Source organism: Litoreibacter halocynthiae (genome assembly GCF_004365635.1).
In the GTDB taxonomy this organism is placed as follows: Bacteria; Pseudomonadota; Alphaproteobacteria; order Rhodobacterales; family Rhodobacteraceae; genus Litoreibacter; species Litoreibacter halocynthiae.
On the sequence record NZ_SOBH01000002.1, the window covers coordinates 618492 to 642889 of the forward strand.

General features: G+C 56.0%; 20 protein-coding genes and 1 tRNA gene. 11 read left to right on the forward strand and 10 right to left on the reverse strand.

What is annotated here, in order from left to right:
- Window positions 1-7: 7 nt before the first annotated feature.
- The gene (locus BDE40_RS10345; protein WP_134014477.1) at window positions 8-1039 is read left to right on the forward strand and encodes an SIS domain-containing protein; all 1032 of its coding nucleotides are present in this window, start codon (window positions 8-10) and stop codon (window positions 1037-1039) included.
- Window positions 1036-2187 (forward strand): N-acetylglucosamine-6-phosphate deacetylase, encoded by a 1152-nt coding sequence (gene nagA, locus BDE40_RS10350; protein ID WP_134014478.1) that lies wholly within the window; start codon window positions 1036-1038, stop codon window positions 2185-2187. The genes BDE40_RS10345 and nagA overlap by 4 nt, the downstream gene beginning before the upstream one ends.
- Before the next feature lie 81 nt (window positions 2188-2268).
- Here the strand turns inward: nagA and BDE40_RS10355 are convergent, their stop codons facing one another.
- A complete protein-coding gene (locus BDE40_RS10355; RefSeq protein WP_134014479.1) occupies window positions 2269-5310 on the reverse strand; it encodes an aminotransferase class III-fold pyridoxal phosphate-dependent enzyme in 3042 nt (1013 codons plus the stop codon).
- A 236-nt stretch (window positions 5311-5546) separates the two neighbouring features.
- Between BDE40_RS10355 and BDE40_RS10360 the strand changes: the two genes are divergently transcribed.
- Entirely contained in the window at window positions 5547-6977 is a 1431-nt protein-coding gene (locus BDE40_RS10360) for an efflux transporter outer membrane subunit (RefSeq protein ID WP_134014480.1), read from the forward strand.
- Window positions 6978-7191: 214 nt separating this feature from the next.
- On the opposite strand, the gene BDE40_RS10365 is transcribed toward BDE40_RS10360, so the two are convergent.
- Both BDE40_RS10365 and BDE40_RS18385 read right to left on the reverse strand, forming a co-directional pair.
- Window positions 7192-7692, reverse strand: a complete 501-nt coding sequence (locus BDE40_RS10365; protein ID WP_134014481.1) for a hypothetical protein — start codon at window positions 7690-7692, stop codon at window positions 7192-7194.
- A 13-nt stretch (window positions 7693-7705) separates the two neighbouring features.
- The gene (locus BDE40_RS18385) at window positions 7706-8425 is read right to left on the reverse strand and encodes a helix-turn-helix transcriptional regulator (protein ID WP_246030412.1); all 720 of its coding nucleotides are present in this window, start codon (window positions 8423-8425) and stop codon (window positions 7706-7708) included.
- An 826-nt stretch (window positions 8426-9251) separates the two neighbouring features.
- On the opposite strand from BDE40_RS18385, the gene BDE40_RS10375 reads away from it, so the two are divergent.
- The 4 genes from BDE40_RS10375 to BDE40_RS10390 all read left to right on the forward strand — a co-directional run bounded on the left by BDE40_RS10375 (window position 9252) and on the right by BDE40_RS10390 (window position 16588).
- Window positions 9252-10976, forward strand: a complete 1725-nt coding sequence (locus BDE40_RS10375; protein WP_134014482.1) for a hypothetical protein — start codon at window positions 9252-9254, stop codon at window positions 10974-10976.
- A 168-nt stretch (window positions 10977-11144) separates the two neighbouring features.
- Window positions 11145-13175 (forward strand): type I secretion protein ATPase, encoded by a 2031-nt coding sequence (locus BDE40_RS10380; protein WP_246030413.1) that lies wholly within the window; start codon window positions 11145-11147, stop codon window positions 13173-13175.
- A 16-nt stretch (window positions 13176-13191) separates the two neighbouring features.
- Complete coding sequence (locus BDE40_RS10385; RefSeq protein WP_134014484.1) at window positions 13192-15255, forward strand: type I secretion system permease/ATPase; 2064 nt, start codon at window positions 13192-13194, stop codon at window positions 15253-15255.
- Window positions 15248-16588, forward strand: coding sequence for an HlyD family type I secretion periplasmic adaptor subunit (locus tag BDE40_RS10390; protein ID WP_134014485.1), 1341 nt, complete (start codon window positions 15248-15250; stop codon window positions 16586-16588). The genes BDE40_RS10385 and BDE40_RS10390 overlap by 8 nt, the downstream gene beginning before the upstream one ends.
- A 32-nt stretch (window positions 16589-16620) precedes the next feature.
- Here BDE40_RS10390 and BDE40_RS10395 read toward each other — a convergent pair.
- From BDE40_RS10395 to BDE40_RS10420, 6 genes are all read right to left on the reverse strand, one after another.
- Window positions 16621-16697, reverse strand: a tRNA-Arg gene (locus tag BDE40_RS10395).
- 171 nt (window positions 16698-16868) lie between these two features.
- Window positions 16869-17171 carry a hypothetical protein gene (locus tag BDE40_RS10400; protein WP_134014486.1) on the reverse strand — a complete coding sequence of 101 codons (303 nt, stop codon included), beginning with the start codon at window positions 17169-17171 and terminating at the stop codon, window positions 16869-16871.
- 63 nt (window positions 17172-17234) lie between these two features.
- Window positions 17235-17618, reverse strand: coding sequence for a hypothetical protein (locus BDE40_RS10405; protein WP_134014487.1), 384 nt, complete (start codon window positions 17616-17618; stop codon window positions 17235-17237).
- A 73-nt stretch (window positions 17619-17691) separates the two neighbouring features.
- Window positions 17692-19095 carry a sensor histidine kinase gene (locus BDE40_RS10410; RefSeq protein ID WP_246030415.1) on the reverse strand — a complete coding sequence of 468 codons (1404 nt, stop codon included), beginning with the start codon at window positions 19093-19095 and terminating at the stop codon, window positions 17692-17694.
- Window positions 19096-19119: 24 nt separating this feature from the next.
- Entirely contained in the window at window positions 19120-20538 is a 1419-nt protein-coding gene (locus tag BDE40_RS10415) for a dihydrolipoyl dehydrogenase family protein (protein ID WP_134014488.1), read from the reverse strand.
- A 2-nt stretch (window positions 20539-20540) separates the two neighbouring features.
- Window positions 20541-21263: a TVP38/TMEM64 family protein gene (locus tag BDE40_RS10420; RefSeq protein ID WP_246030416.1), complete on the reverse strand. Its 723-nt coding sequence runs from the start codon at window positions 21261-21263 to the stop codon at window positions 20541-20543.
- 287 nt (window positions 21264-21550) lie between these two features.
- Here BDE40_RS10420 and rpmH point away from each other — a divergent pair, with 287 nt between their 5' ends.
- Genes rpmH through yidD form a run of 3 tightly spaced genes read left to right on the forward strand, consistent with a single transcriptional unit; the run spans window position 21551 to window position 22332 of the window.
- Complete coding sequence (gene rpmH, locus BDE40_RS10425; protein ID WP_073142323.1) at window positions 21551-21688, forward strand: 50S ribosomal protein L34; 138 nt, start codon at window positions 21551-21553, stop codon at window positions 21686-21688.
- Between the two features lie 27 nt (window positions 21689-21715).
- Window positions 21716-22114, forward strand: coding sequence for a ribonuclease P protein component (gene rnpA / locus BDE40_RS10430; protein WP_134014490.1), 399 nt, complete (start codon window positions 21716-21718; stop codon window positions 22112-22114).
- A complete protein-coding gene (gene yidD, locus BDE40_RS10435; protein WP_134014491.1) occupies window positions 22111-22332 on the forward strand; it encodes a membrane protein insertion efficiency factor YidD in 222 nt (73 codons plus the stop codon). Before rnpA ends, yidD begins: the two co-directional genes overlap by 4 nt.
- Here yidD and BDE40_RS10440 read toward each other — a convergent pair.
- On the reverse strand, window positions 22329-23255 hold the full coding sequence (locus BDE40_RS10440; protein ID WP_134014492.1) for an alpha/beta hydrolase: 927 nt from the start codon (window positions 23253-23255) through the stop codon (window positions 22329-22331). The two genes, yidD and BDE40_RS10440, sit on opposite strands and share 4 nt — an antisense overlap.
- Window positions 23256-23373: 118 nt before the next feature.
- On the opposite strand from BDE40_RS10440, the gene ttcA reads away from it, so the two are divergent.
- A complete protein-coding gene (gene ttcA, locus BDE40_RS10445; RefSeq protein WP_134014493.1) occupies window positions 23374-24264 on the forward strand; it encodes a tRNA 2-thiocytidine(32) synthetase TtcA in 891 nt (296 codons plus the stop codon).
- Window positions 24265-24398: the final 134 nt, after the last annotated feature.

Genomic DNA, 24398 nt, shown 5'->3' on the forward strand with positions numbered 1-24398 from the left:
CTGCCAAATGAACACCACGCAAACACAGATGCGCCGTGAGGTGCTGGAAATCCCAGTGGCTGTAAATAACCTGTTGCAACGGGGCGGCGACGACATTCGCCGCGCGGCCGACGCCATGCGCGCACGCAATCCCAGCTTCATGGTTTCGGTCGCACGAGGCTCCTCCGATCATGTCGCGACCTACCTGAAATACGTATCCGAGTTGCTGACCGGAACCCCGATTGCATCCATCGGCCCGTCCATCGCTTCGATTTACAATCGCAAGCTGAACCTTGACGGCAGCATCTGCCTGTCCGTTTCGCAATCAGGCAAAAGCCCGGATATTGTCGAGATGGCGCGGATGGCGCGGGATGGCGGCGCCTTGTCGATCGCTATGACAAACAATCCGGACAGCCCATTGGCTCAGGTCGCTGACCACACGCTAAACCTACACGCAGGCACGGAAATCAGTGTCGCGGCGACGAAAACCTTTGTAAACTCGGCGGTTGCTGGCATCTGGTTACTGGCTGAATGGGCGGAAGACGACGCGCTTCGTGCCGCCATTCATGACCTGCCAAGCAAGCTGGAAAAAGCGGTGGAAATTGACTGGCCAGAAGCCCGAGCCTCATTGGGGTCGCGCAACTCTATCTTTTGTTTGGGGCGCGGGCCAGCTTACGCCATCTCGAACGAAGCTGCGCTGAAATTCAAAGAGACCTGCCAAATCCATGCGGAATCCTATTCTTCGGCCGAGGTGCTGCATGGGCCGGTATCGATCGTGGACCTCGGATTCCCTGTGATTGCCCTCGCATCGGCGGATGAGGCTGAAACCGCGCTCGCCAGTGTTGCCGACGAGATCGCGGCCAAAGGGGCCACGGTTTTTGCAACAAGCAAAAAAGTGCGGAATGCCACAGAATTGGCAGTTGCCCGAACAGGGCATCCGCTCACCGATCCGATCACGTTGATTGCGAGTTTTTATGCGATGGTAGAACAGGTTGCCGCATCGCGAGGTATCAACCCTGACGCGCCCCGCCACCTGAAGAAAGTGACCGAAACGGTATGAATGGCGTTAGACAAGCCTTTGTCGGAGCGCAGATTCATGACGGGCTAGCCCTGCATGTAGATCACGCGCTTGTCGTCGGAGATGATGGCTACCTTAGCATTCAACCGCTCGGAAGCCTACCTGCCGACTGCCCCACGCAAAAGCTGGGTGGCGGGTTGATCGCACCCGGCTTTGTTGACTTGCAGGTCAATGGCGGCGGTGGGGTCATGTTCAACGACGAACAATCGGTGGCGGTGTTGCGAAAGATTGCCGAAGCCCACGCGACAACCGGAACACAGGCGTTGCTGCCAACATTGATCACAGACACGCCTGAACGCACCCGCGCGGCGATTGATGCGGTGGAGCAAGCAATAGCCGAAAACGTCGCCGGAATTGTCGGCATCCACCTTGAGGGGCCGCATTTGTCGGTTGCGCGCAAAGGGGCGCATGACGCCAAGCTGATCCGCACAATGACGGACGAGGACCTGTCGGTGTTCCGGCACGCGGCTGACAGGCTGCCAAATGTCATGATCACGGTGGCGCCCGAAAGCGCCTCACCGGCGCAAATAAGATCAATGTCGGAGGCTGGCATCATGGTGTCGTTGGGCCATACCGACGCGGATTGCCAAACCTGCCACGCAGCGTTTGACGCAGGTGCGCGCTGTGTAACCCACCTTTTCAACGCGATGAGCCAGTTGGGAAATAGAGAGCCGGGCTTGGTCGGCGCAACCCTGGAGCGTGGGGATATCTATGCGGGCCTCATCGCGGACGGCATCCATGTCCACCCCGCTGCAATCCGCATTGCACTGGCTGCAAAACCGAACTCCGAAAGGGTGTTCCTTGTGACCGACGCGATGGCAACGGCAGGCTCATCCATCAAGAGTTTTCTGCTCAACGGACGTGAGGTATTCAGACAAGACCATCGCCTTACGCTGGCTGATGGAACACTTGCAGGGGCTGATCTGGACATGCCTCAAGCGCTTTCGGTCATGACCGAAACGGTGGGAGATGAGATGGTTTCTGCGGTGGCCCGAGCGACATCAACGCCCGCTGAGCTGCTTCGAGAACGCGGCGATGTCGGACGTCTTGGGCCTTCCTCCCGTTCAGCGCTTTACTTCGAAGACGGGTTTTCGAAGCCGAAGACATTGTCTTCGGCTGGTGCTGTGTAAGTTTTGCAGCATGTGCTTAGGCCACTTTCAGTTTAGTCCTGTTCGGAGCCCCAAGAGCGTCAAAGATCACCCCATTGCCACCTAGGCAGAAACAGGGTGCTCGACTTCGGCAAGCACCTGATCAAGCGTGATCGTAATCATATCCACATCCTCGGCCTCAATGGTCAACGGCGTGCGTATCTTCAGGATATTGTCCTTGGGGCCTTCACTCCCAATCAGGATACGGTGATCGCGCATACGGTTTTTGACATATGAGCAGATCGCCGTGGCCTCGGTGCCGTCGGGATTGATTAGCTCCACCCCCAAAAACAGACCCATCCCGCGCACGTCACCAACGCAAGCGTATTTCCGCTGCAGCGCTTGCAGCCCGCTCAAAAGCCGCCCGCCCATCACGCGAGCATTTTCCTGCAGGCCTTCGTCATCGACAATATCCAACACCTCCTTGCCCACCCGACAAGACAAGGTGGAGCCACCGAAAGTCGAGAAGAATTCGATCCCGTTGTCGAAGCTTTGCGCAATTTCCCTGGTCGTGACCAACACACCCAACGGATGCCCGTTGCCGATTGGTTTTCCCATCACAACGATATCGGGCAGCGCGCCTTGATGCTCGAAACCGAAGTAAAATTCGCCCAGCCGACCAAGCCCTGTTTGCACTTCGTCCGCGATGCAGACACCGCCCGCAGCGCGGATTTTTTCATAGACGGCGGCCAAGTAGCCCTTGGGGGGAATGATCTGTCCGCCGACCGACGGGAAGGTCTCGGCGATGAAGCCTGCCAACCCGTGCCCTTTACGGTGCAACGCAGCAATCGCCGGATCGACCAGATCAGCATATTTCTGCGCGCGATCCGGATCATCGCGCCGGTATGAACCACGGTAATCATCGGCAACTTCCACCAGCTCGACCCAATCAGCCTGCCCTACTCCGCCGGGTTTGTTGAACTTGTAGGCAGAGATACAAATCGCGCCGGTCGTGTTCCCGTGATAGCCATGATCAGGCGTGACCATGCCCTTGGCACCTGTGTGCGCCCGGGCCAAGCGCAGGGCCAACTCGTTGGCTTCGCTGCCGGAATTCACGAAGAAGCAGACCTCAAAACTCTTGGGTAGTTTCGACAGTATCTTGTCTGCAAAGGCAGTTTGCGCAGGATGCAAATAGCGGGTGTTAGAGTTAATTCTTTTCAGCTGGTCAGCGGCGACCTCCTGAATGCGTGGGTGGGCGTGCCCGACATGCGGCACGTTGTTGTAGGCGTCCAAATAAGGACGCCCCCATTCGTCAAACAAGTGATGCTGCCAGCCGCGGACCAGCATCAACGGATCGTCATAAGTAAGGCTGAGATTGCCACCGAAATGCTCTTTGCGATCAGCCAGAACTCCCTGCTTTTCCGTTGGATAGTAGCGAACCTTTTCGTCCGGCAGGTTCAACAGTGCCGCGGGGTTCGGACAGACGGCGCGCCATAGATACATCTCGTCAGGATCACCAACGCCGGGCCAATCGGCTTCGATCCCTTCGGTCGTGAGCGCCAGTTGGAAATGCACATGCGGCGCCCAGCCACCATTCATGCTTGGATCGCCCAACCGGCAGAACTCCTCGCCCTGCTCCACCATTTGACCGGGCTTCAGGCGGTCGAGGAACTCGGGATCAAGATGGCCATACAGGGTGTAGAATGGATCGCCCTCGGGCGTCTCGTGGCGCAAGATGATGACGCCCCCATAGTCCAGATGACCCGAGCGGTATTCTGCAACGAAAACCTCGCCGCGCAAGGGCGCGAACATTGGGGTGCCCGCATGCGTGAAGACATCCACCGCCAGATGCACAGTGCGCCTGTCGCTGGCTTTCCATGGCCCTTTGCGGAAGGCGGGTTCAGCGTAAATCAGGCGCGGTTCGTGATAATAACCCAGCCAGATGCGGCCCATATCCTCGAACTCCGCGCCCACACGGGCGGCTTCTTCCAATGGCAAATGGAACGGGTTTTGCGGCCAAGTAGAGTTTTCAACCGAAAGCGACCCCAATGGCGCGTCAGCAATCCCCTGTCCCATCAAAGGCGCAAAATTTCCGCGTTCCTGCTCCAACCAATCAAGAACCCGGCCGGCTCCCTCGACTACAGGCAACCCGCAGGCTGCCCGTAATCGGGCGTTCAGCAATCCGCGATGAAGTGTGTTGCCCTCTAGAAAGCGCCACGCGGACGCTTGCGAAATGGTTACATAGGGATCATCCGGGTTCTGCACTGCCATCAGTGTGGAATTCACGACACTAACCGCGAGCCGCATGCGCAGCAGCGGCCAAATCAGATCCACCTCTGCTGGCGTCAACGGGTAGACCTCGTGGTAGCCTGCGACAAGCGCGGCAAGAGCCGCCTCAGGGGTGTCATGCTCCAGCACGATATAGGCCGCAGCAATCGCCAGATCGCAGACACGCGGGGTGGCACACAAGTCGCCCAGATCAATCAGGCCGGATACTTGACGGGGTTCACTCAAATCACCCGTCACCATGATGTTGTAGTCATTGGCGTCGTTGTGAACGGCCTGTATGGGAAGCTTGGCGAGGACAGGCTTCATGCTAGAAAATCCCGCACAAATATCGTCGATGATCTGACGCCGAGCCGGGTTGTTGATGCAATCCAGCTTATCGCTGATCCAGTCCCCGCGCATCAGATCCCATTTGAATTCACGGTCTAACCCCGTGTGCTGGAAATCCTCCAAAGCCGATGCGAACCCTCCAAGCACGCGACCAACCTCATGGATCAGCGCGTCACTCTTGGGGGCAGCATTGGCATAGCATCGACCCGGGAGCTGGTTGAGCAGCCAGACAAGACGCTTTTGTCCAGTCTCATCAGGCAACGTTAGCAGAGACTTCCCATCGCCGGATTTGATCACCTGAGGGCAAGGAAGCAACGGATCACGAAGGGCGATATGTTCGAATGCCTTCACCTGCATGTCGACCAGCCAGCTTTCGCAATCAGGACGCATGACTTTCAGAACATATCCTTGGTCACGGTCACCGGTTGCGAGGAAATTCAGGTCATATTCTCCATCCAGACGGCTCAAGTCGCCTTCAATGGCCCAGTGATCTTTGAGCGCGGTTTGCCAATGTCGGAGTTGCTGCATTCCGATTTCCGTTTCTGTCATGATTTTCCGCTCCGACGCTTGAACTGCCCCATCGTGATGATCGTGCCGTTCGTGGCTGTCAAGAAACTAGCTGACCCGCGATGGTGAACGAAATTCATGCCAAAACCGGACCGCCTTGCTACTGTCATTCCCAAGCATCAGGTCGCCAAAAAATAGAAGCCTGCCCCATTTCTGCCACAATGTTTGACACAATTTTGACGAAAATACCTAAAAACAGTCAAATTTGGGCAGAGTAAATGAGCAGAACGTTGATAACGACAGGTATGGCCTTCGCGCTGATAGGCTGCACGACAGTCGGGCCAAACTACGAACAACCAACGATGGATTTGACGCCCCAGTTCGTTCTGGGCGGATCAGCAGCACTTCTGGATGGCAGGGCCGACCCTTGGTGGCAGCGCCTCAATGATCAACTTTTAAATGATCTGGTCGCCCGCGGCGCTTCGCAAAACCTTGATGTCCAATCTGCGATTGAACGCATAGCCGCCGCGAACGCCGCCTTGGGGCAAACCGGATTGAACGCAAAAACCGACGGCTCGATTTCCGCCAATAGTCAGCGGAGGGGCGTCAACGGGACGACTGACTCGACGCAAAACTTAGAGATCAATGCTGGATACGTGATTGATTTGTTTGGAGGAGTTGCGCGTGGCCAAGAGCGGGCTATCGCCACGTTTCATGCCTCACAGCTTGATGCCGGGACAATCCGTCTGGCGTATCTCGCAGATCTGACAAACAGCTATATACAAGCACGCTATTATCAAGAGGCCGCCGCGGTTACCCGTCAAACGATTGCCAGCCGGCGTCAGACCTTGTCCGTCGTGAACCAACGCCGTGCTGTTGAAGAAGCGACGGAGTTGGAGGTGCAGCAAGCGCGCTCGCTTCTGGCTTCGGCCGAAGCGTCGCTTCCAATTCTGGTTGCAAACTTCGAAATCAACGTCTTCCGAGCGGCAACCTTGGTGGCAGAACCGGCCGCTCCGCTGCTTGAACAAATGCAGCATGGCGCGCCGCAACCCCGCCCGTCCGGCGTTACTACGGTGGGTTTACCGGCTGATCTGTTGCGCAATCGTCCGGATGTTCGGGCAGCAGAACGCAACTTCGCGGCGGCGACGGCACAGGTTGGGGTAGCGCAGGCCCAGTTGTATCCGTCAATTGAGCTGGCTGGAACGCTGGGCATCGGAACCGTAGACCGGTGGTCTTTCGGCCCCTACGTATCAATTCCGGTGTTGAACCGTGGACTATTGCGAAGCCGCAAGCGGGTCGCTGAGTCTGCTGCGCGCGAGGCCGAACTGGCATGGCGCAAGTCAGTGTTAAACGCCGTTGAAGAGGTTCAGACAGCGATGACGCTATGTCGAAACTGGAACCTGCAAATTCAGCACCTTAGACGTGCCGCAGCCTCGTCAAAAGCCGTTCTAAATTTATCGCGTGAAACCTACGCGCTAGGATCCGTCACATTTGCAGAGGTCCTGGACGCGGAGCGCGAATATGCAAGGGATCGCTTAACGCTGGCAGATGCCGTTCGAAATTTTTCTGTCAGTTGGATGCAATTGCAAGTCGCGACAGGACGAGGGTGGAGTGTAGAGTCGTTCCGGACAATCAGCGAAATGCAAGCGCCTGACCTGACGTCTGATCCATTGGGCGTCGAAGCGGAGCGATACGCGGGTAACAACTGAAGCCAACACCTGATGCGTTATTCAAGATTGCTCCCGTAGGTTACGATCATGCCGTCAGCACCGATGGCATTGTGGCTTTTAGTCAAAGCCGGCACGACCCGCCAAAAGAGCGCGGCGCAGGCAAGAGACGGCTGGGAAAATGGCCCAGAGCGCTTTGAAATATATGAAAAAAGCTTGGTAACCTAACAATAGAGATAGCATTGTTCGTATAGGACTAGTCCGGGTAATTATAATCCCTGACAGCCTGCCAGACATCGCGGTTGATGGATTTCAGCTCTGCGATTGCCGCCTCAACATCCTCGGCAGCGGCTGCATCAAGTGCGTTAACCTGCCCCATCATAAGCTTATCTTTACGGTCGGCGATCCGCATTAGAATGGATCGCGGGTTCTCGCCGTCGCTGTCAAATGCATAAATACAATGATTATAGCGGTTGCGCAGAGCTGACTGACGTTGAATACGCCCCGTTAACGCGAGAATTCGGCTGCGTTCCTCCGGCTTGATACGCTCGAGCTTGGAAAGCCTCTCTACCATATCGATACGAGCCCGGGTGGTATTCAACGTAAGAAATACAACCGTGGCAATTTCCTTATCCATCCCCGAAAGTCCGGCGATCAGGTGAATCAGCAGGCTTTCCGTATTGGTCCAACTGTAGTTGAGCTTTCCGATCAACAGCAGGAAGGCGTCGAAATCGATAGGGCCGTCCGCCTTCACCATGCGCCTCGCCTCCTTAACCTGCAGGATCCCGGTGATGATACCAATTCGCAGCTTCGGTGCGGTTGTGAACGCCAAGCTTAGCAATGATATGGTGCATGTGTAATTTTACGGTGTGTTGCGAGAGTTGCAGCTCATCCGCGATGATCTTGTTCTGCTTGCCTTTCGCCGCGGCTTCCAGAACCTGCAATTCCCGCGCCGTCAGATGTATCGCGTCAGTTTTTTGGTTATCCTCGACCTCAGGCTGCGACGCTTTATGAGGTGTTGTCACATCCGACAAAGGCTGTTCACGGATAAAAAGTTCCGAGGGGAAATAGCTTTCACCCGACGCCAGAAGCCGGACAACCGACAACCAGAAATCGAGGTTCATATTCATCGGCAGAAAGCCGACTTTTCCCCAAGACGTTTCAATCCGTATACGGTCTGCAAAAGAACGCGCAATTTCAATATCTCTAAATGCTAAAGCGACAGTGGCCATCGGAAACGCCGCACGAAGTTGCGGCATAATCGTGGTTAAGCTCTCCTTCATCGACTCGTCCACAATTATGAGGCGAATAGATTGCGTTCGCGTTTGCCCCATCAAAAGTAAATCATTTACCGCGGCTGTTCGAATGCAACTGATGCAGGGTAATTCAGTTTCAACAAGACTCAATGCTGTATCGGAAAAGCTTAGCGGATTGCCTACGAACGCACATCCAACGGTCTTGGTATTCAGATTTTTTTCAGCGATTTTCATTTTGATTTACTCATATAACTAATAACTGACTGTTCTTATCGCCACCACACATGCGGTGTCGTCGTATCGTATAGCTCTGCTCCCGATTGCGTGTCGCTATTAAGTTTTTTCGCCCGAAGCACAAACCGCTGAGTGAGGCGACGCTAAATAGCTTTTGAGCCGCCCTAAAGCAGCCTCTTGGGTACTTCCAGTCATCGGGTAATTAGAGCTTCCCAGATGCACCCATTATTTGCCCAAAAAGAGGGCTCAATAAAAATTATTTCTTTCAAATGGCAGTCACTCAGCAACCCCCACCAGACTTCTTAACTGAACATTAATCTATCATGGTTTGCGGTAATTGTCCGCCACTTTTTCGCTTATGGGTGGCCTTAACCCCACTTCTGTCACGAATGCAGGCTGCTCTTTGTAGCTATTGAAACTGCGACTTGGATATAAACCCTTTGATACTGGCCGCGTGTTTTCTTTCCAAAAACAACGCAGTGCCATGAGTTGCCGTTCCTAATCCTATGTCCAGCTTTCCGATTACCCTGTCTCGGTAGAAACTTCATTTATCACGAATTCTGCGTGATGCCGAAGTTAGATTCGACGTCGGTTTCGGGCTCATCATCGGGACATTTTCCCGAATCACTACGATGCCGCCCTGCATTTAAAATTAAGCATCGGGGGTACTGCCAACGAGAAACTTTACATCACTGAACGGGTGAACCTTGGATCGAGCTATCGTCTGACGTTCCCAAAACCAAACTTCAAATCCAAACAGCATCTACACGTTGGTCGCATTATATAGAATGGCGGTCCCGTAGATGTCTTTTACGGAGGCACCAAAATGTCAAATAAAAACAACTTCATTTTCCCTTGGGGGCACAACGGCCACCAGGATCAGGACCAGGAACAAGATCAGGACCAGCTGCAAGCACAGGCTGAGCTACAAGCCCAGCTGCAAGGCCAAGGTCAAGGCCAAGGTCAATACCAGTCTTCCAACAGTGATAACGACAATGACAACGGAAATCACAACGGGAATGGTAACGGAAACGGCAACCTGAACGGCAATGGCAACCTGAACGGAAACGGGAATGGCAACCATAACGGCAACTCGAATGCCAGTTCGAACGGGAACGCAAACGGCAATGCCAACGGAAACCTTAACGGCAATCTGAATGGCAACCTCAACGCCAACCACAACTCCTCGGACACCGATGTCGACGTGCATGTCGGCGTTGATCTGGTTGGTTGGGAACCAAGTGACGATGATTTTGCCGATATCGACCTGACCGACTCGACCGCTGGCGACTTTGTTATGGCCAGAGGCGATGTGGACTACAGCCCCGGCGATGACATGAACCTTGAAGACATCCTGAACGATGCTCTGAACGGTGCTGGCAACGATTCAGGCACAATCAACGCGCAGTCCAACAAGTTGGTGGACAACGACACGCTGGACCATGTGTCGAACAATGGCACAATGACCCAAACCAACACCTCCACTGGCGGTCATGCGAGATCTGACGATGGCATCTCTGCTGGCGCAGATGGTGGCAGGGCCAACGGTTCAGCCAATGCTGACGGTGGCGGGGCCCTTGGTGGTCTTGGCGTCGGTGGTGCAGCTGGTGCAACTGGTGGCGCAAGCGGTAACGGCGGTCACGCCGGTGCAACAGGCGGCACAGGTGGCGCAGGTGCAGCTGGTACAGCGGTCGGCCTTGGTGTCGGTCTTGGAGGCGCGTCCTCCGGTGCTGGTGCAACTGGCGGCGAAGGTGGAGCAGCTGCTTCGCTTGCAGCCGGCTTGGGTGCCGGTACAGCATTGTCAGGTGCCAACGCTGAAGGCGGCGACTCTGGTATCGCTGGCGGTGTAGGTGCTGGGATCGGCGCAGCTGGTTCTGCTGCGGACAGCAGCAACACCGGTGACGCTGGTGCGATTGGTGCTGGACTTGGCTTGCTGGGTCTCGGACTTGCTGGTGCTAACAATGGCTCCACAGGCACCGCAGATGCAGATGCTCTGGGTGCCGGTCTTGGTGCTGGTCTAGGAGCAAGCGGTGACGGCGGCGACGCCGGCGCAATCTCCGGTGCAACCGGATTGGGTGCTGGATTGGCCAACGCAGGTGACTCTGCTGGTGGTGCTGGTGGCGACGCCGGTGCAATCTCCGGTGCGATGAACAGCTCAGCTGGCTATGGAGGCAATAATGCCGCCAATGGCGGCGCTGGTGGTGACGGCTATGGCGCTCACGCCTGGGGCGGTGACTCTGGCAATGCGTTCGGTGGTCAAGCACAGGTCGGTGGCGTTCTAGCTGGCGGCGGCTCTGGCGGCAATGGCGGTGACGCCTTCGCTGGCGGTGGCGGCGACGGTGGCAACGCTGGCATGTGGGGCTCGAACAACGGTGATGACGGCTTTGTCACCGGCGAGTCTTTCGCATCAGCGGCCTCGCAGATCGATACATCTGCGTTCAACCAGACCATCGTGCAAGGTGCCAACGTACTCGGCAACACTGTCGATATGACAGTTGTCGGTGGCTCGTTCAGCTCCAGCTACATCGGTGATGATAGCGATGGCGCATAAGCCTAAAAACTGAACCTGAGCCCGAAGAAATTCGGGCTCAGGATTTATAATTTCCAATTTCTCTATTTTTAAGAACGAACATAAAATTTTGCGCAAAAATAATTTCCGAACGACCCGAGGCGCGCACCCATTTTAACTCAAAGCGAGGCTGCGATGTTAATGGATAAAATGACCGAAATGGTCGCCCACATGATCGGTATATTTCATACCACCATGGAAGCTGAACGAATGCGGGAAGCCTATGACAAATTCAAGGCGTTAAAGGCCGCTGATCCAGACAACGACCCCTTGGAGGCGATGGGGATCAAGTTCAAAGCAAAACATGTGCTCGAAGGCTTCACGCCAAGCCTCCGCTATTCGGATGAAGCCCACTCTGCCCCTGCCGACGACATCAACACCCCCTTCTATTCGTCCGCAACCATAGCAACTGCCAAGCTCCCCTCTATCGCGCCAACCCCTTCAGAAACATCATCAATTGTAAATATAGCCATGGGCATCGGCCGTCCGCTGCTTCAGCTTGAGCCCCCTGGCAGCGTTGTCGTCATTACCGCGCAAAGCGCCTATTTAAGCGATAACGACATCATGATGCTGGGGTCTGGTGATACCCTTTTCACTGACACCGCAGAGTTCTTAGACCAGTTAGTACAGTATCAAACCATCGCGACGGCCATCGCCAGCCCGGTGACTGCCGAAATGATTACGCCCGGCGAAAACGCGGCACGCGATGCCATCAAACTGCATGAAAAAGTAACCACGGCTGAGGCCACGATGATGTCAGGCGTTCTGGCAACAATGCTGCACAATACCGATGCAATCGGGATGCACATCAATGGTGAGGTAGTCGAAGAAATTCCAACACTGAACGACCTGTGGCCAGCCTTTAAATCGGCCAATGCCGACGACGCAATAGACGCTTCAGGCGAAGACGGCGAACCGCTTGCAGATCAAGCTGCGACAGAACTTGAACTGAAAGATCCTTTCCAAGGGTTAGACAGTAGCGAGAATGACAATGGCCCTCCTGAAATCGAGGACGGCCATGCCGTTGTCGCCGGTGCCAACACACTGGTCAACGAAGTCCTGATAAATACGGCCTGGCTTGATGCACCGGTAATTTCGGTCATGGGAGACGTGGTAAATCTGAACGTGGTCTCGCAAGTTAACGTCCTTGTGGATCATGATACCGGCGCCTTTGACGACTTAATAACCTCTACATCAATGAACGCGGCGCATGTAGCGGCGACCGCCACCACTCCGGAACCCGAAGAGGGCGAAGAAGCAGACGATACAGCCGATCTGGGATTGCCTTCGAACTGGGCCGTGACAAAGATTGAAGGGGACTTGATCGCCGTCAACCAAGTCAGCCAATACAGTTTCGTCACTGACAACGATTGCGCAGAAATCACGTTTAACAGCGCGAACACGTATATCGGGCTCGGGGATAATTCGGTCATTAACCTGACCGACCTATCCGAACTTGGGTTCGGGTTTGACCTGATCATGATTGGCGGCAGCATGATTTCGGTCAACTGGATCAGCCAGATCAATGTCATGATCGACAACGATACGGTGATTTACTCCGGCGATACTCCCGCAGGGTTTAGTGGCAGTGACAACTTACTGTTTAACGGCGCGGTGATTAATTCCATAGGCATTGACAGCTACGGCGAGATGCAAGCGAATTTCGCAGCAGCAAGCGACAGCCTCGCCAATGGTGGCCTGACGATCGATGAGAGTGTGGCTCATGACAGCGTGTTCGAGGGCACTGAAATCCTCCGCGTTCTCTATATCGAAGGCGACCTGACGACGATCAACTGGATCGAGCAAACAAACGTGTTGGGCGACTCCGATCAGGTTCACCTTGCGATGGAGAATTTTGAGGCCGCGACGGGTGCCTCCGTGACTGTGACAGCAGGGTCAAATTCCACCATCAACGTCGCGACCATCAACGAATATGGCACGGATTCTACCGTTGCCGTGAACGGCGATGTCTATGATGACGCCTTGCTTTACCAAGCCGAGCTGATTGACACCGACGCAGACCCGCTAGGCGTGGAGATGCCCGCCCTGGCAACCGAAGCCGTCGCTTTTCTGGCAGACGACATGATGTCCCCCGACATGACACCCGCTGATGCAGAAATTGTAGCAACCGCGTCTGAAAGCACCGCATCTTCTGATGTGATGCAGTCGATGTTGGCCTGACAGGATATTAAATTTCATGACTTTGACCGAATTAACGAGACCCGCTGAGGCCCTACAAAAGCCAGATGGAAAACAAAAAAAGCGCGCGCCAAGCGGTTCACCTTCCGCGCGCAAACCAGACCCACTGCCTTTGACCGAAAAGCAACGTGTCTTCCCGGATAAACGGGTGGTTTTTGAGAGCAGACGAAAAACGGTGAAGGGCTTGGGTGGCGAACAGATTGACGGGGATACCGGTCCAATCTTGAACCAAGGCGGCGGTAGCAAACCCCCGGGTACGTCCGACGGTGGCAAGGGGGGCGGAGGTGGCGGTGGCGGCGGTTCTTCCGGCTTTCACAAACGCGCGGCACCTGATCAGTTCTTGCAGCAGCTCAACTCTGGAACACGGGTCGTCAAAAGAAACCTGATGTTCGTTATGATTTTGACCTGCGCAACAAATCTGCTGGTCTTGTCGATCCCGATCTACCTGTTCCAGATTTCCGACCGTGTCCTGACCAGCCGGTCGCTGGACACACTTGTCATGCTCACGGCGGTTATCGTTGGCGCAGTCGTCCTACAGGCAATTTTCGATGCCGTGCGCCGCTTCATCCTGATGCGTACCGCAGTTGAGGTAGCCGTAAGACTTGGCGCACCTGTTTTGAGCGCCGCAGCACATGCCTCACTTCACGACAACGGGCGGCAGTATCAAACCTTGGGTGATCTACAACAGCTGCGCGGCTTTCTCACATCCGGCACGCTAATCTCTTTTCTGGACGTGCCCTTCGCGCCGTTGTTTATCTTCGCAATCTTTTTGGTTCATCCACATCTTGGAATGATCGTGATCACCGCATCCGTGGTTCTGATGATTATCGCGCTGATCAACCAGAAGGTAACTGCCAAGCCATTCGCCGAGGCAAACTTGGCCCAGAGCAAAGCCAACATGCATCTGGATTCCATGTCCCGCAACAGCCAGATCATCAACGCATTGGCGATGGTTCCGGAGGCGGTAGCACTTTGGGGCAAGGACACTGCGGACTCGCTGCGTGCGCAGGTGCGCGCGCAAGATCGCAACATTGCATGGGCAGCAGTGTCGCGGGCATCACGACTGCTAACCCAGATTGCCATGCTGGGCTGGGGCGCGTTCTTGGCCATTCAAGGCGAGATCACAGGTGGGATGGTGATCGCGGCGTCCATCATCGCAGGCCGAGCGCTTGCCCCGATTGAAGGGTCGATCGAAGGCTGGAACGGTTTCATCTTGTCACGTTCGGCATATGGCAGGGTCCGTGCCCTAATGCAGAACTCCGTTCAACGGTTCGAAAAGCTGGTGCTGCCAAATCCGGAAGGTCGCCTCAATGTTGAACGTCTGCTGTTCGTGCCCGTTGGCACCAAGCAGGTCATCTTGAACGGGCTCACTTTCAGCCTGAACCCCGGTGAATCTTTGGGTGTTATTGGGAACTCTGGTGCTGGCAAGACAACGCTGGGCAAGATGCTCGTCGGATCAATCCTGCCAACGTCCGGCAACGTGCGGCTCGACCTGATGGACCTGCGCAACTGGGACACACGCCAGTTGGGTGAAAACATTGGCTATCTGCCGCAGGACGTCCAACTTTTCCCCGGCTCCATCAAGGCAAATATCGCGCGCATGCGTGCAGGCGCAAACGACGAGGATGTGCATCGCGCCGCAATGTTGGCCGACGTTCACGACATGATCGCGATGCTCCCGCACGGGTATGAAACGATGGTGCAAGCCGATGGCTCGCCGCTGTCAGGCGGTCAGAAACAACGCATTGCTTTGGCCCGCGCCTTCTTTGGCAATCCACGCCTGCTGGTGCTGGACGAGCCAAACTCGAACCTCGACACCGCAGGAGATCGCGCACTTGCGAATGCAATCAGACATGCAAGTCAAAACGGCATCACAGTGGTGGTCATCACCCAAAAACCATCTCTGTTGAGCGTGGTGGACAAGATCATGCTCATGGCGGATGGCAACATCGGCATGTTCGGTCATCGCCAGCAGGTTCTCGAACAGCTCGCGCAACGCAATAAGCCGGGTGGAAACCTCCCTCCGGCAAGCGGCGGCGCAGGAGGTCTTCCCAATGTCTAATGTGACCGTCTACACAGCCCAACCAGAATGGTATGACAACGTGCCGCGCTCCGTGACAAAACACATTGTCTTCGGCCTGCTGTTATTCGTCATCGCGTTTGGCGGGTTCGGAGTTTGGGCGCTGAAGGCGCCTTTGGCTGCCGCCGTTATCGCACAGGGCAGCTTCGTCGCCACTGGCCGCAACAAAATTGTTCAGCACCTTGAAGGCGGCATTATCAACGAGATCCTAATCGACGAGGGAGATACCGTTGTGAAGGGCGAGCCCATTCTGCTGCTCGATGAAACTGCGGCGCTGGCTACTGAACGCGAGCTTTTTCTGCGGCAAATTCGGCTTGAAGCGATGGAAGCCCGCATATTGGCGGAACATTCAGGAGCCGAGGAGTTGACCTTTCCGGCTCATATCGAGGCATTGCGTTCAGACTTCGACGTGGCCTCGATGCTGGATGGACAGACAATCACCTTCGATGCGGCCTCGCGGCAACTGCGCAACGACATTGCCCTGTTGGAACAAAGCATCGAAGCGCTGACCGTTCGATCATCAGGGTACAACTTCCAACTCGTTGCGACGCAAACGCAACTCGACATCCTCAGAGAGGACTTGGACAGCAAACAAGACCTCCTAGAGAGAGGGCTTATTCGCCGACCGGAAGTAAATGCACTTCGCCGCGCGATTGCAGAAGCTGAAGGGCAGACCGGACGGCTGATCGCAGAGAAGGATGAAATCGTCGAGGTGGTTTCTCGATACAAGGCCCAAATCGCCCAAACAATTAGCGAGCGCCAAAGTGTTGCACTTGATGAGTTGCAGCTTGTCCAATCCGAATTGGAGAGTGTCAGCGAACAAGCTCGCCGTGCCGAAAGCGTTCTAAAACGGTCCGAGGTGCTGGCACCGGTTTCAGGCACTGTCGTCACCCTGCACTATCACACGGCAGGTGGTGTGATCGAGAGCGGCAAACCCATCGCCGAAATTCTGCCCAGCGGGGAGCCATTGATTATTGAAGTGAGCGTCCCGCGCACAGAGGTCGACGTGGTACATCAAGGGCAAATGGCCACTGTGCGATTGACCGGATTGAATGCCCGCACAACCCCGATTTTGGAAGGAAAGGTCTTCTATATTTCGGCCGATGCGATCCTCGATCGCCAGCAGGAAGTCCCGCAAGAAGTCTATGTCGCACGCGTTTCCGTTTCGCCAGAACAATTGAGCCGCGTGAGAGGGTTCTCCCCGACACCGGGGATGCCAGCCGAGATCATGATCCAGACCGAAGCACGGACATTCTTCCAGTATTTGATCAAACCGATCACGGACAGCATGAACCGGGCATTCCGCGAGCAATAAGCTCGGGATGAACTCGACTGTCTGGGATAAAGTGGCGCGCTGGGGAGGATTCGAACCCCCGACCCCTTGATTCGTAGTCAAGTACTCTATCCAACTGAGCTACCAGCGCGCGGGGTGTGGGCGATGTAACCCTGCCCCCCCGCCATTGCAAGCCCATTTTAGCGACTTCCTGAAAGAACATTGGCTGCGGGTCTCGTTTCGTCGTTCCTCGGCACGTATGCTCGATTTTGCCTCTCCGAACCGGAACACTGGTGCAGCGTCTCAGACTATCACGCCGTCCTCACATAGACGCCGCCATAGCTCGAAGTCGTTCACGCCGAGCACGAGATTGCAGCTTTTGAAGTTCGCTTTTGGACGCATCGCTTTTACCGACACTCGCCACTGTCCCACCTCCGAACCATTCGTCTGTTTTATCACGAACAGCATCCCAGAATGTTTTCTCAGGAACGGGTTCGGGCTCCACCGAGCGGAAGCCCGCGACGCGCGCGCCCGGTTTCGCAACCTTGGCCTGCCCCGAGAACGTGTCGTAATTCTTGTCTACGGAATAATCACCCCGACCGACACCCAAGACCAATAGAAGCATAAAAACGCTCAGGCTAAACAGAGCCATCTTCCAAACAACTTTAGCGACCATTCCAGTGCCTTTCTACGATCCGTTATACAACACGCCTTTCGTCCGCGTGTTGTAGGTTTTGTGCCCTTCACGACGCAGCGCCAGTTTGCGTAGCTCGGCCTTTCGGTGCTTTGCTTGCCGCTCCGCTTCCGTGTCGGCCCCGAACCAAGCACGGACGCTCTCCACGAAGCTGACGTCGGTCGCATATGCGCCCTTTGCCGTCATCGAAAAGTTATGAGTACGCTCGCCGATCGTGGTGCTTTTGGTCCCATTGCTGTCGACGGTGGCATAGACCATTGGCGCCTCTTCGGCTTCCGTGATTGCGAAACCTGCCATGATCACCAACATGAAAGCAGCAGCAGTTCCAAGAATGACGTTTCTGTAAAAGTTGCCCATCTGTCGCAATCGTTCCCACATATCTCCTCCCGAGAGTATCACTCCGAAACTGGGCAGAAACGGGGCTGCGAAAGGGAATAGTTTGGGAAACTCTTTATTGGGCGGCTTGCTCGAACACGGCATTCTCTTTTGGCAAGAACAGCTGGAACTCGGTCCCCTGCGCGTCAGATCGTGTCAAAGTAAGCGAGCCGCCGTGCCCGCGCGCCAGCTCCGCTGCAATGGCCAACCCCAAGCCGGTACCACCTTTCCGAACGCCGCCTTCAAAGGCCGTAAACAGATGCTCTCGCGCTTTTGGCGGCAATCCGGGGCCATTGTCTGATACGGTCAGTCGCCACCCGTCGCTGGCCTCGTCAGCAAAAATCTCGATTATTCCGGGCTTGCCCGAGGCTTCCAGCGCCTGTCGCGCATTGCGTACGAGATTTCCAAGAATCCGGTAAATCTGTTCGGCGTCACAGCGCACCATCATATGCGCAGGGACATCCCAATCGAAACTGATGTCGCTGGTGGTGGACAATTGCTCGCTTTTCAAAACATCTTCTACGATATCTTCGACCGCAGTCATGGCGAGCTTGGGCGGTGCCTCGTCGACGCGGCCGAATGCAAGCGTCCCTTCGCACAGATTGACCGCCCTGCTCAAAGAGTTCACCAGTTTCGGGGCCGAGCGTTGCACGGCGGGGTCCTCCGACCGCTCCATCCGGTCGGCCAGTAAAGTGGCCGTTGTCAAAATGTTGCGAAGGTCATGGCTAATTTTGGCCACGGCTCCACCCAGCTGCGCCAAACGTTCTTTTTGTTTGAGTGAGCCAGTCAGACGGTTCTGTAGCTCGGCCAGCGTATCCTCGGCCGCGCGTAACTCGGTGATAGATGACGAAGGCTGTATCACCCGCCGCGCATCCTCTGGCGCCTGCGCATAAGCTTCCATGGACGAGACCACGCGCTTGATCGGGCGCACCATGAAACGGCGCACTGCCAGAAACAACAATGCCGCAGAGATAATCGAGATGACGGCAGACAAAGCCAAAACCCTTAGTCCGTAGTCAATCATCGCCGTTCTAAGTGGCTCTTGCGGCATAGCAACTTCGATCAGCGAGCCTGCAGCACGGGTCGGTGAGCCAATGACACGAATGACCCCTTCGGGCGGGTCAAACAACTGCTTCATCGCGCCTACAATCAGATACAATGCTGACGGATCGCGCAAATCCACCATGGTTGTCACTGGTCCAGGGACAGGTGAAGACAACACCAACTGGCTGGCTGCGTCGCGACGCAGCACGACGTTATAGACGCCGGCATTGTCTAACAGCTCTTTCGCCAGATCGGTCGTAATACCCTGATTTTGCGACGCCAGCACCGAGAGCGAAGCAATTTGAGACTTCTCCAACCTCGCCAAAAGGTAGTCCTGCCGGAACCGCGCCACGGAAGGCACGAAAATTAAAACCTCCGCGATCATCACAAAGATGATCGTCAGCAAAAGAAACCGACCTGAGAGCGAATTAATCAAACACTTGCCTCCACCGGGCGGGGTCTAGGGAATAAACTTTTGCACAAACCCAACAACTGTCTTCACCATATCGCTTTCAAATAGCCTTGGCGAGAAATAGGCACCCGCAGCCCGTTTGTTAACTTCTCCAAGCGTCGGATATGGGGCGACCATCCCCGCGATCTGGCTCATCTTCAGGTTATTGACCAGCGCGAGCGCCCAAACGCCAATCAAGTCGCCCGCGCTCGCCCCGACAATCGAGGCCCCGACGGGACGCCCCTTAACCACCATTACCTTTATCAAACCCGTGGTCTTTCCCTCGGCAATCGCGCGGTCGTTCTCGTGGAACGGAAAGCGGTAGACCTCGGCTTTATTGCCATGCTCTTCGCGCGCCTGCGCCTCTGTCAGGCCCACCTGCGCCAGTTCAGGATCGGTGTAGGTCGCCCAAGGGAGATGCCCTTGCTTGGCCTTCGATGGCAGTCCGAACAGGATGGAGCGGATCACCACACCGGCGTGATATCCGGCGACATGGGTGAATTGCAGCTGACCCGCAACATCACCAATCGCATAAATCTTCTTGTTGCTGGTCTTCATCGAGGCATCGACGTCGATCCCACGTCGGGAATACGCAACACCCGCCTTTTCCAGATCCATGTCATTGACATTCGCGGCGCGGCCGACGGCCATCAGCAGGTGTGTGCCTTTGAACACGCGGCCATCCTTGGCCTTTACAGTTATGTCACCGGCCTTGCCTGAAATCTCTTCGGCCAGCGCGTCTTCTTCAATAACCATGCCCTCTTCGCGCATCCGGTCTAATACGATGGCCGCCAGCTCAGGGTCATCCTTCCCCATCGCCTTCATACCTTCGATCACCGTCACCTTGGACCCGAGACGCAAATGCGCTTGCGCCATTTCAATACCGATAGGGCCACCTCCCACGATCAACAGGTGCTCTGGCAGCTCGCGCAGGTCCCATAAGCTTTCATTGGTCAGGTAAGGCACGTTCTCCAGCCCCGGTATAGGCGGCACGAAGGGGGAGGAACCGGTGGCAATAACGATGCGGCGGGCCGTGATCTCGTTATCGCCCGCCTGTACAGTATTTTCTCCGGTGAAGCGCCCGCGCTCGCGGATCACAGTCACGCCCAGCCCCTCAAAACGCTCTTCACTATCCACCGGAGCAATCGTCGCGATGACGTTGTTCACGTGGTCCTTTGCCGCAGCATAGTCGACCTTGGGCTTTACATCCGCGACACCAAACTTCGCACCGTTCCGCAACGCATGGGCCTGCTTGCCCGCCGCGATCAGCGCTTTGGACGGCACACAGCCATAATTAAGACAGTCGCCCCCCATCTTATGATCTTCCAACAGCACTACTTTGGCACCCATTTGCACGGCCCCTGCCGCGACGGACAACCCGCCAGACCCCGCGCCGATAACCAACAGGTCAGTTTTGATCTTTTTCATGTTCAAATACCTTCTTTGCCACGCAGGGCTTTCAAAGCGACCGGCAGCAGCGCCAACGCGCATAGCCCGAGGATTGGCAGTAGAATGTGGGGCTCGAAGATAATGCCCAGATTCGGGGTTTCACCCCGCTCGAAGACTTCACCCAAGCCCGCCCCCACGGAAGTGTAGACGATCGAGCCAGGAATGATCCCGAAGAAAGTTGAAATCACGAAGCGGCGCAGTGGTACATCCACCAGTGCCGGCACCAGATTGGCCACGAAAAACGGGACAGCAGGCACCAGCCGGATCAAAAACAAGACAGACCACTGGTTTTCGTCAATGCCATCCTTGATCCGCTTGACCATGCCATCGCTGCTTTCCATCTTGGCCGCGAGCTTGTCCCCAAAGCCCATGCGCGCAGCCGAGAAGATCATCGTCGCACCGATCGTCGCACCGATAATATTGTATAGAAAGCCCGGGAAAGTCGCGAACAAGAAGCCCCCGGTCAGGGTGGCAATCGCTGCGCCGGGAAGGGAAAACGCGACGATAACCACATAAATGGCGATGAAGCCGAGCACCGCCAGAAGGTAGTTGGCGTCGCGAAAGGCTATCAGCGCCTCCCGGTTGTCGCGCAACGCGTCAAAGCTGAGGTAATCGCGCAGTGTTATCGCCCCCAGCGCGGCGACGGCGACGATAATTAGAATCGGCAGCTTCTTTCGAAGGCCCGACATTTCGGTATGTGTCATCATGTCCGCCATGTGTTCCGGATTTCTGAAGTGTAAGTTGCTATGGTATTGGGCGAAAAGCGGCGAATAGGATACTCCTGCTCACGGGTGCTTGATCAAGGGTGATGAAAATACACCCCTGATGGCTATTTAACGCGACGTAGGTTACAACTTGGTCCTGAATTGTTGCAAAAAGGGGCAGGTTTGCCCGTTGACGCAGAACGCAGGGCTGTCTATGACGCAGGCTCTGAACACAAAAGGGTTCGAATCCATAGAGGATTTGCCCCCGATCCGCAGGAGCCTCGCTCATGAGCAAACGTACATTCCAACCGTCGAACCTGGTTCGCAAGCACCGCCACGGCTTCCGTGCGCGTATGGCAACCAAAGCTGGCCGTAAAATCCTGAACGCGCGTCGCGCGAAAGGCCGGACGAAGCTGAGCGCGTAAGCGCCCTCCTTCTTCCTTTTGACCTAGATGCCGCCGGAGGCCCACGTGACAGGACAAGACGTCCGCGTCGCGGACACGCCACCGGCGGCTTCCGTTCGTCTGGAGGTCATGCGCAAACGCGCCGACTTCCTGCGCGCCGCCCGTGCCAAACGCTCAGGCCAGCCGGGGTTTCTGCTGCAAGCCCGTGCTCGCGACGATGATAGCGCGCCCCGCGTTGGCTACACCTGCTCCAAGAAAATCGGCAATGCCGTCGCACGCAATCGCGCAAAACGACGCCTTCGCGAAGTCGCGCGATTGGTCTTGGGTGCGGAGGCCAAGCAGGGCTGGGACTATGTTCTTGTTGGCCGCCCGAACGAAACGATCACGCGCCCCTTTGGTCAACTGGTTGCCGACCTGAAGCGCGCTGTCGCCAAGGTTCACGCATGACCCCGCTGGCGTGGATTTGCGCACTTCCAGTGCGTGGCTACCGCGCGGTGTTCAGCCCATGGGTCGGCCATAACTGTCGCTACGACCCCACCTGTTCCGCCTATGCCCTCGAAGCGCTTAAGAAACACGGCGGCATCAAAGGGTCGTGGATGGCGGCAAAACGGATTGCCCGCTGCAACCCTTGGGGTGGCATGGGTGTGGACGACGTGCCCGACTAGGGCTTCAAGGCAAGCGTCCCAAGATTAGTGCGCGTTCTGGTGGGCAGCCCGTCTGCGGCGCCCCCTGCTATCGTCAAGGACGCGTCTTCAAAAAACCGCGTGTCCTCGAACCACCACCGGTGCGAATAGAGTTGTTCCGCTGTGTTGTTCGGAAAACCCGGTTTTATATGCCGATACCGCTCGGTGGCATACACATCAATATGCTCTCCAAAGACCAGATCAGGCATCCCGCTCAAGCCAACCCTCGGCTTGCCGTGGTAGGCCACTGCCAAGGTCAGAACTTCGTCATCATTCGAGTAATAGTTCGTGAGCCTTTTCGCGTGGTGACGCAGCACCAAAGCTCCGGCGGTCCCCTTCTCGAAATCCCGCCGATGGGCATCACCCGACGCCAGTAGTATCTGGTCCACTTTCCACGCCCCTGTGCCTGGACCATTCGTATCCCCGAAGCGCGCAAATCCATCTAGCGTTATGAAAGCACCCATCGAGTGGCACATAAGGTGCACGCGTGGTTTCCACGTCGATTCCAGCATGGGCAATATGCCACCCTCCACCAGATATTTCCCCACCTTGCCCGCCATCCGCAAGTCTCTGCCGTATGCGCTGGTCTTCCCGCGGCTTGGCCAGTCAAAGGAAATCACAGCCCCGCTGTAGCCCTGCCCCCGCAATCCGTCTTCAATCAACTTGTGTCGCGCAAGCATATCGCGCTGCTTGGTGTTGAAGCCATGCACATAAATCAACACGTCGTCACTCTGGGGCTCGGCCCGCGCGGCAGCTACGAAGGCATCGCGATCCAGCAGATGAGACGACCACTTGCCGTCCGGTCGCTGGCCTTGCACCGAAACGTAGCGGGTCAAACTGGACATGTTGTTGGTGAAGGTGTTGGTCTTTGTATTCAACGCGCGGCGAGAGAAAAATAAAGTCATTGCGCCCTCCAAATCTCAGCCAAGCTTAGCATCACAGGCGGCAAACTCAAAAAACTCTGCCCCTTCAGTCATACAGATGCATCTTCCTTTGGCTTCGCCCTCGCCCTATAAGCACGCCATGCTGGACAAACCTGACACCCCCGCCGAGCCGTTGGACGACATTCACGCGCTGTTTCACGGCGCGCCATCGACCACCGAGTTCAAAAAGTTGCGCAAGCGCATCATCCGCGACACGCGTCAGGCCATCAACGATTTTGGCATGGTTGAACGCGGCGCCAAATGGCTGGTCTGCCTGTCCGGCGGCAAGGACAGCTACACCCTACTTGCCGCGTTGACCGAGCTGCAATGGCGCGGACTTCTTCCTGTCGAGATTCTCGCCTGCAATCTGGATCAGGGACAGCCCAACTTCCCAGCAACCGTACTGCCTGAATTCCTTGAAAAGATGGGTGTTCCGCACCGCATCGAATATCAAGACACCTACTCCATCGTGAAGGACAAGGTGCCGGCGGGCCGAACTTACTGCGCCCTTTGCTCTCGGCTGCGTCGCGGTAATCTCTACCGTATCGCACGGGAGGAAGGCTGCTCCGCTGTGGTCCTCGGCCACCATCGCGACGACATACTGGAGACCTTCTTTCTCAACCTGTTTCACGGCTCACGCTTGTCAGCGATGCCGCCGAAATTATTGAACGAGGAAGGCGACGTCTTCGTCTACCGCCCGCTCGCTTATATCTCCGAGGCCGACTGCGAACGGTTTGCGCGCGACATGAACTACCCGATCATCCCGTGCGATTTATGTGGCTCACAAGACGGCTTGCAGCGTCAGAACATCAAGCAAATGCTGGATGCTTGGGAGCAGAAATCACCTGGTCGTCGACAAAAAATGTTCCGCGCGCTGACCAATACAAACCCTTCTCACTTGCTGGACCCAAGCCTGTTCGACTTTGCAGGTCTTATCCGCGATCCGGTAAAACTTGAGCAAAACCCTCCGGACTTGCTGTCCGACAGTTAACACGCTGAAAAGTATGCGTGCCTAGGCTCCCCTTGTTCGAATGCGAAAGGGTGAGCGATGGATCGCGTATGGGTACGGCAATTATTTAAATCTGGGGCACGGATACGGATCGGCCTTGCGAGCCTGCCAGTGCT

Bases quoted from the DNA above. Each gene is read 5' to 3' on its own strand.
- BDE40_RS10355 (WP_134014479.1), bottom strand. From the start codon at position 5,310: ATGACAGAAACGGAAATCGGAATGCAGCAACTCCGACATTGGCAAACC.
- BDE40_RS10390 (WP_134014485.1), top strand. From the start codon at position 15,248: ATGTCTAATGTGACCGTCTACACAGCCCAACCAGAATGGTATGACAAC.
- rpmH (WP_073142323.1), top strand. From the start codon at position 21,551: ATGAGCAAACGTACATTCCAACCGTCGAACCTGGTTCGCAAGCACCGC.
- BDE40_RS10360 (WP_134014480.1), top strand. From the start codon at position 5,547: ATGAGCAGAACGTTGATAACGACAGGTATGGCCTTCGCGCTGATAGGC.
- BDE40_RS18385 (WP_246030412.1), bottom strand. From the start codon at position 8,425: ATGAAAATCGCTGAAAAAAATCTGAATACCAAGACCGTTGGATGTGCG.
- nagA (WP_134014478.1), top strand. From the start codon at position 1,036: ATGAATGGCGTTAGACAAGCCTTTGTCGGAGCGCAGATTCATGACGGG.
- BDE40_RS10420 (WP_246030416.1), bottom strand. From the start codon at position 21,263: ATGACACATACCGAAATGTCGGGCCTTCGAAAGAAGCTGCCGATTCTA.
- BDE40_RS10375 (WP_134014482.1), top strand. From the start codon at position 9,252: ATGTCAAATAAAAACAACTTCATTTTCCCTTGGGGGCACAACGGCCAC.
- BDE40_RS10400 (WP_134014486.1), bottom strand. From the start codon at position 17,171: ATGCTTCTATTGGTCTTGGGTGTCGGTCGGGGTGATTATTCCGTAGAC.
- BDE40_RS10440 (WP_134014492.1), bottom strand. From the start codon at position 23,255: ATGACTTTATTTTTCTCTCGCCGCGCGTTGAATACAAAGACCAACACC.
- BDE40_RS10405 (WP_134014487.1), bottom strand. From the start codon at position 17,618: ATGTGGGAACGATTGCGACAGATGGGCAACTTTTACAGAAACGTCATT.
- ttcA (WP_134014493.1), top strand. From the start codon at position 23,374: ATGCTGGACAAACCTGACACCCCCGCCGAGCCGTTGGACGACATTCAC.
- BDE40_RS10385 (WP_134014484.1), top strand. From the start codon at position 13,192: ATGACTTTGACCGAATTAACGAGACCCGCTGAGGCCCTACAAAAGCCA.
- BDE40_RS10365 (WP_134014481.1), bottom strand. From the start codon at position 7,692: ATGGTGAAGGCGGACGGCCCTATCGATTTCGACGCCTTCCTGCTGTTG.
- rnpA (WP_134014490.1), top strand. From the start codon at position 21,716: ATGCCGCCGGAGGCCCACGTGACAGGACAAGACGTCCGCGTCGCGGAC.
- BDE40_RS10345 (WP_134014477.1), top strand. From the start codon at position 8: ATGAACACCACGCAAACACAGATGCGCCGTGAGGTGCTGGAAATCCCA.
- BDE40_RS10380 (WP_246030413.1), top strand. From the start codon at position 11,145: ATGACCGAAATGGTCGCCCACATGATCGGTATATTTCATACCACCATG.
- BDE40_RS10415 (WP_134014488.1), bottom strand. From the start codon at position 20,538: ATGAAAAAGATCAAAACTGACCTGTTGGTTATCGGCGCGGGGTCTGGC.
- yidD (WP_134014491.1), top strand. From the start codon at position 22,111: ATGACCCCGCTGGCGTGGATTTGCGCACTTCCAGTGCGTGGCTACCGC.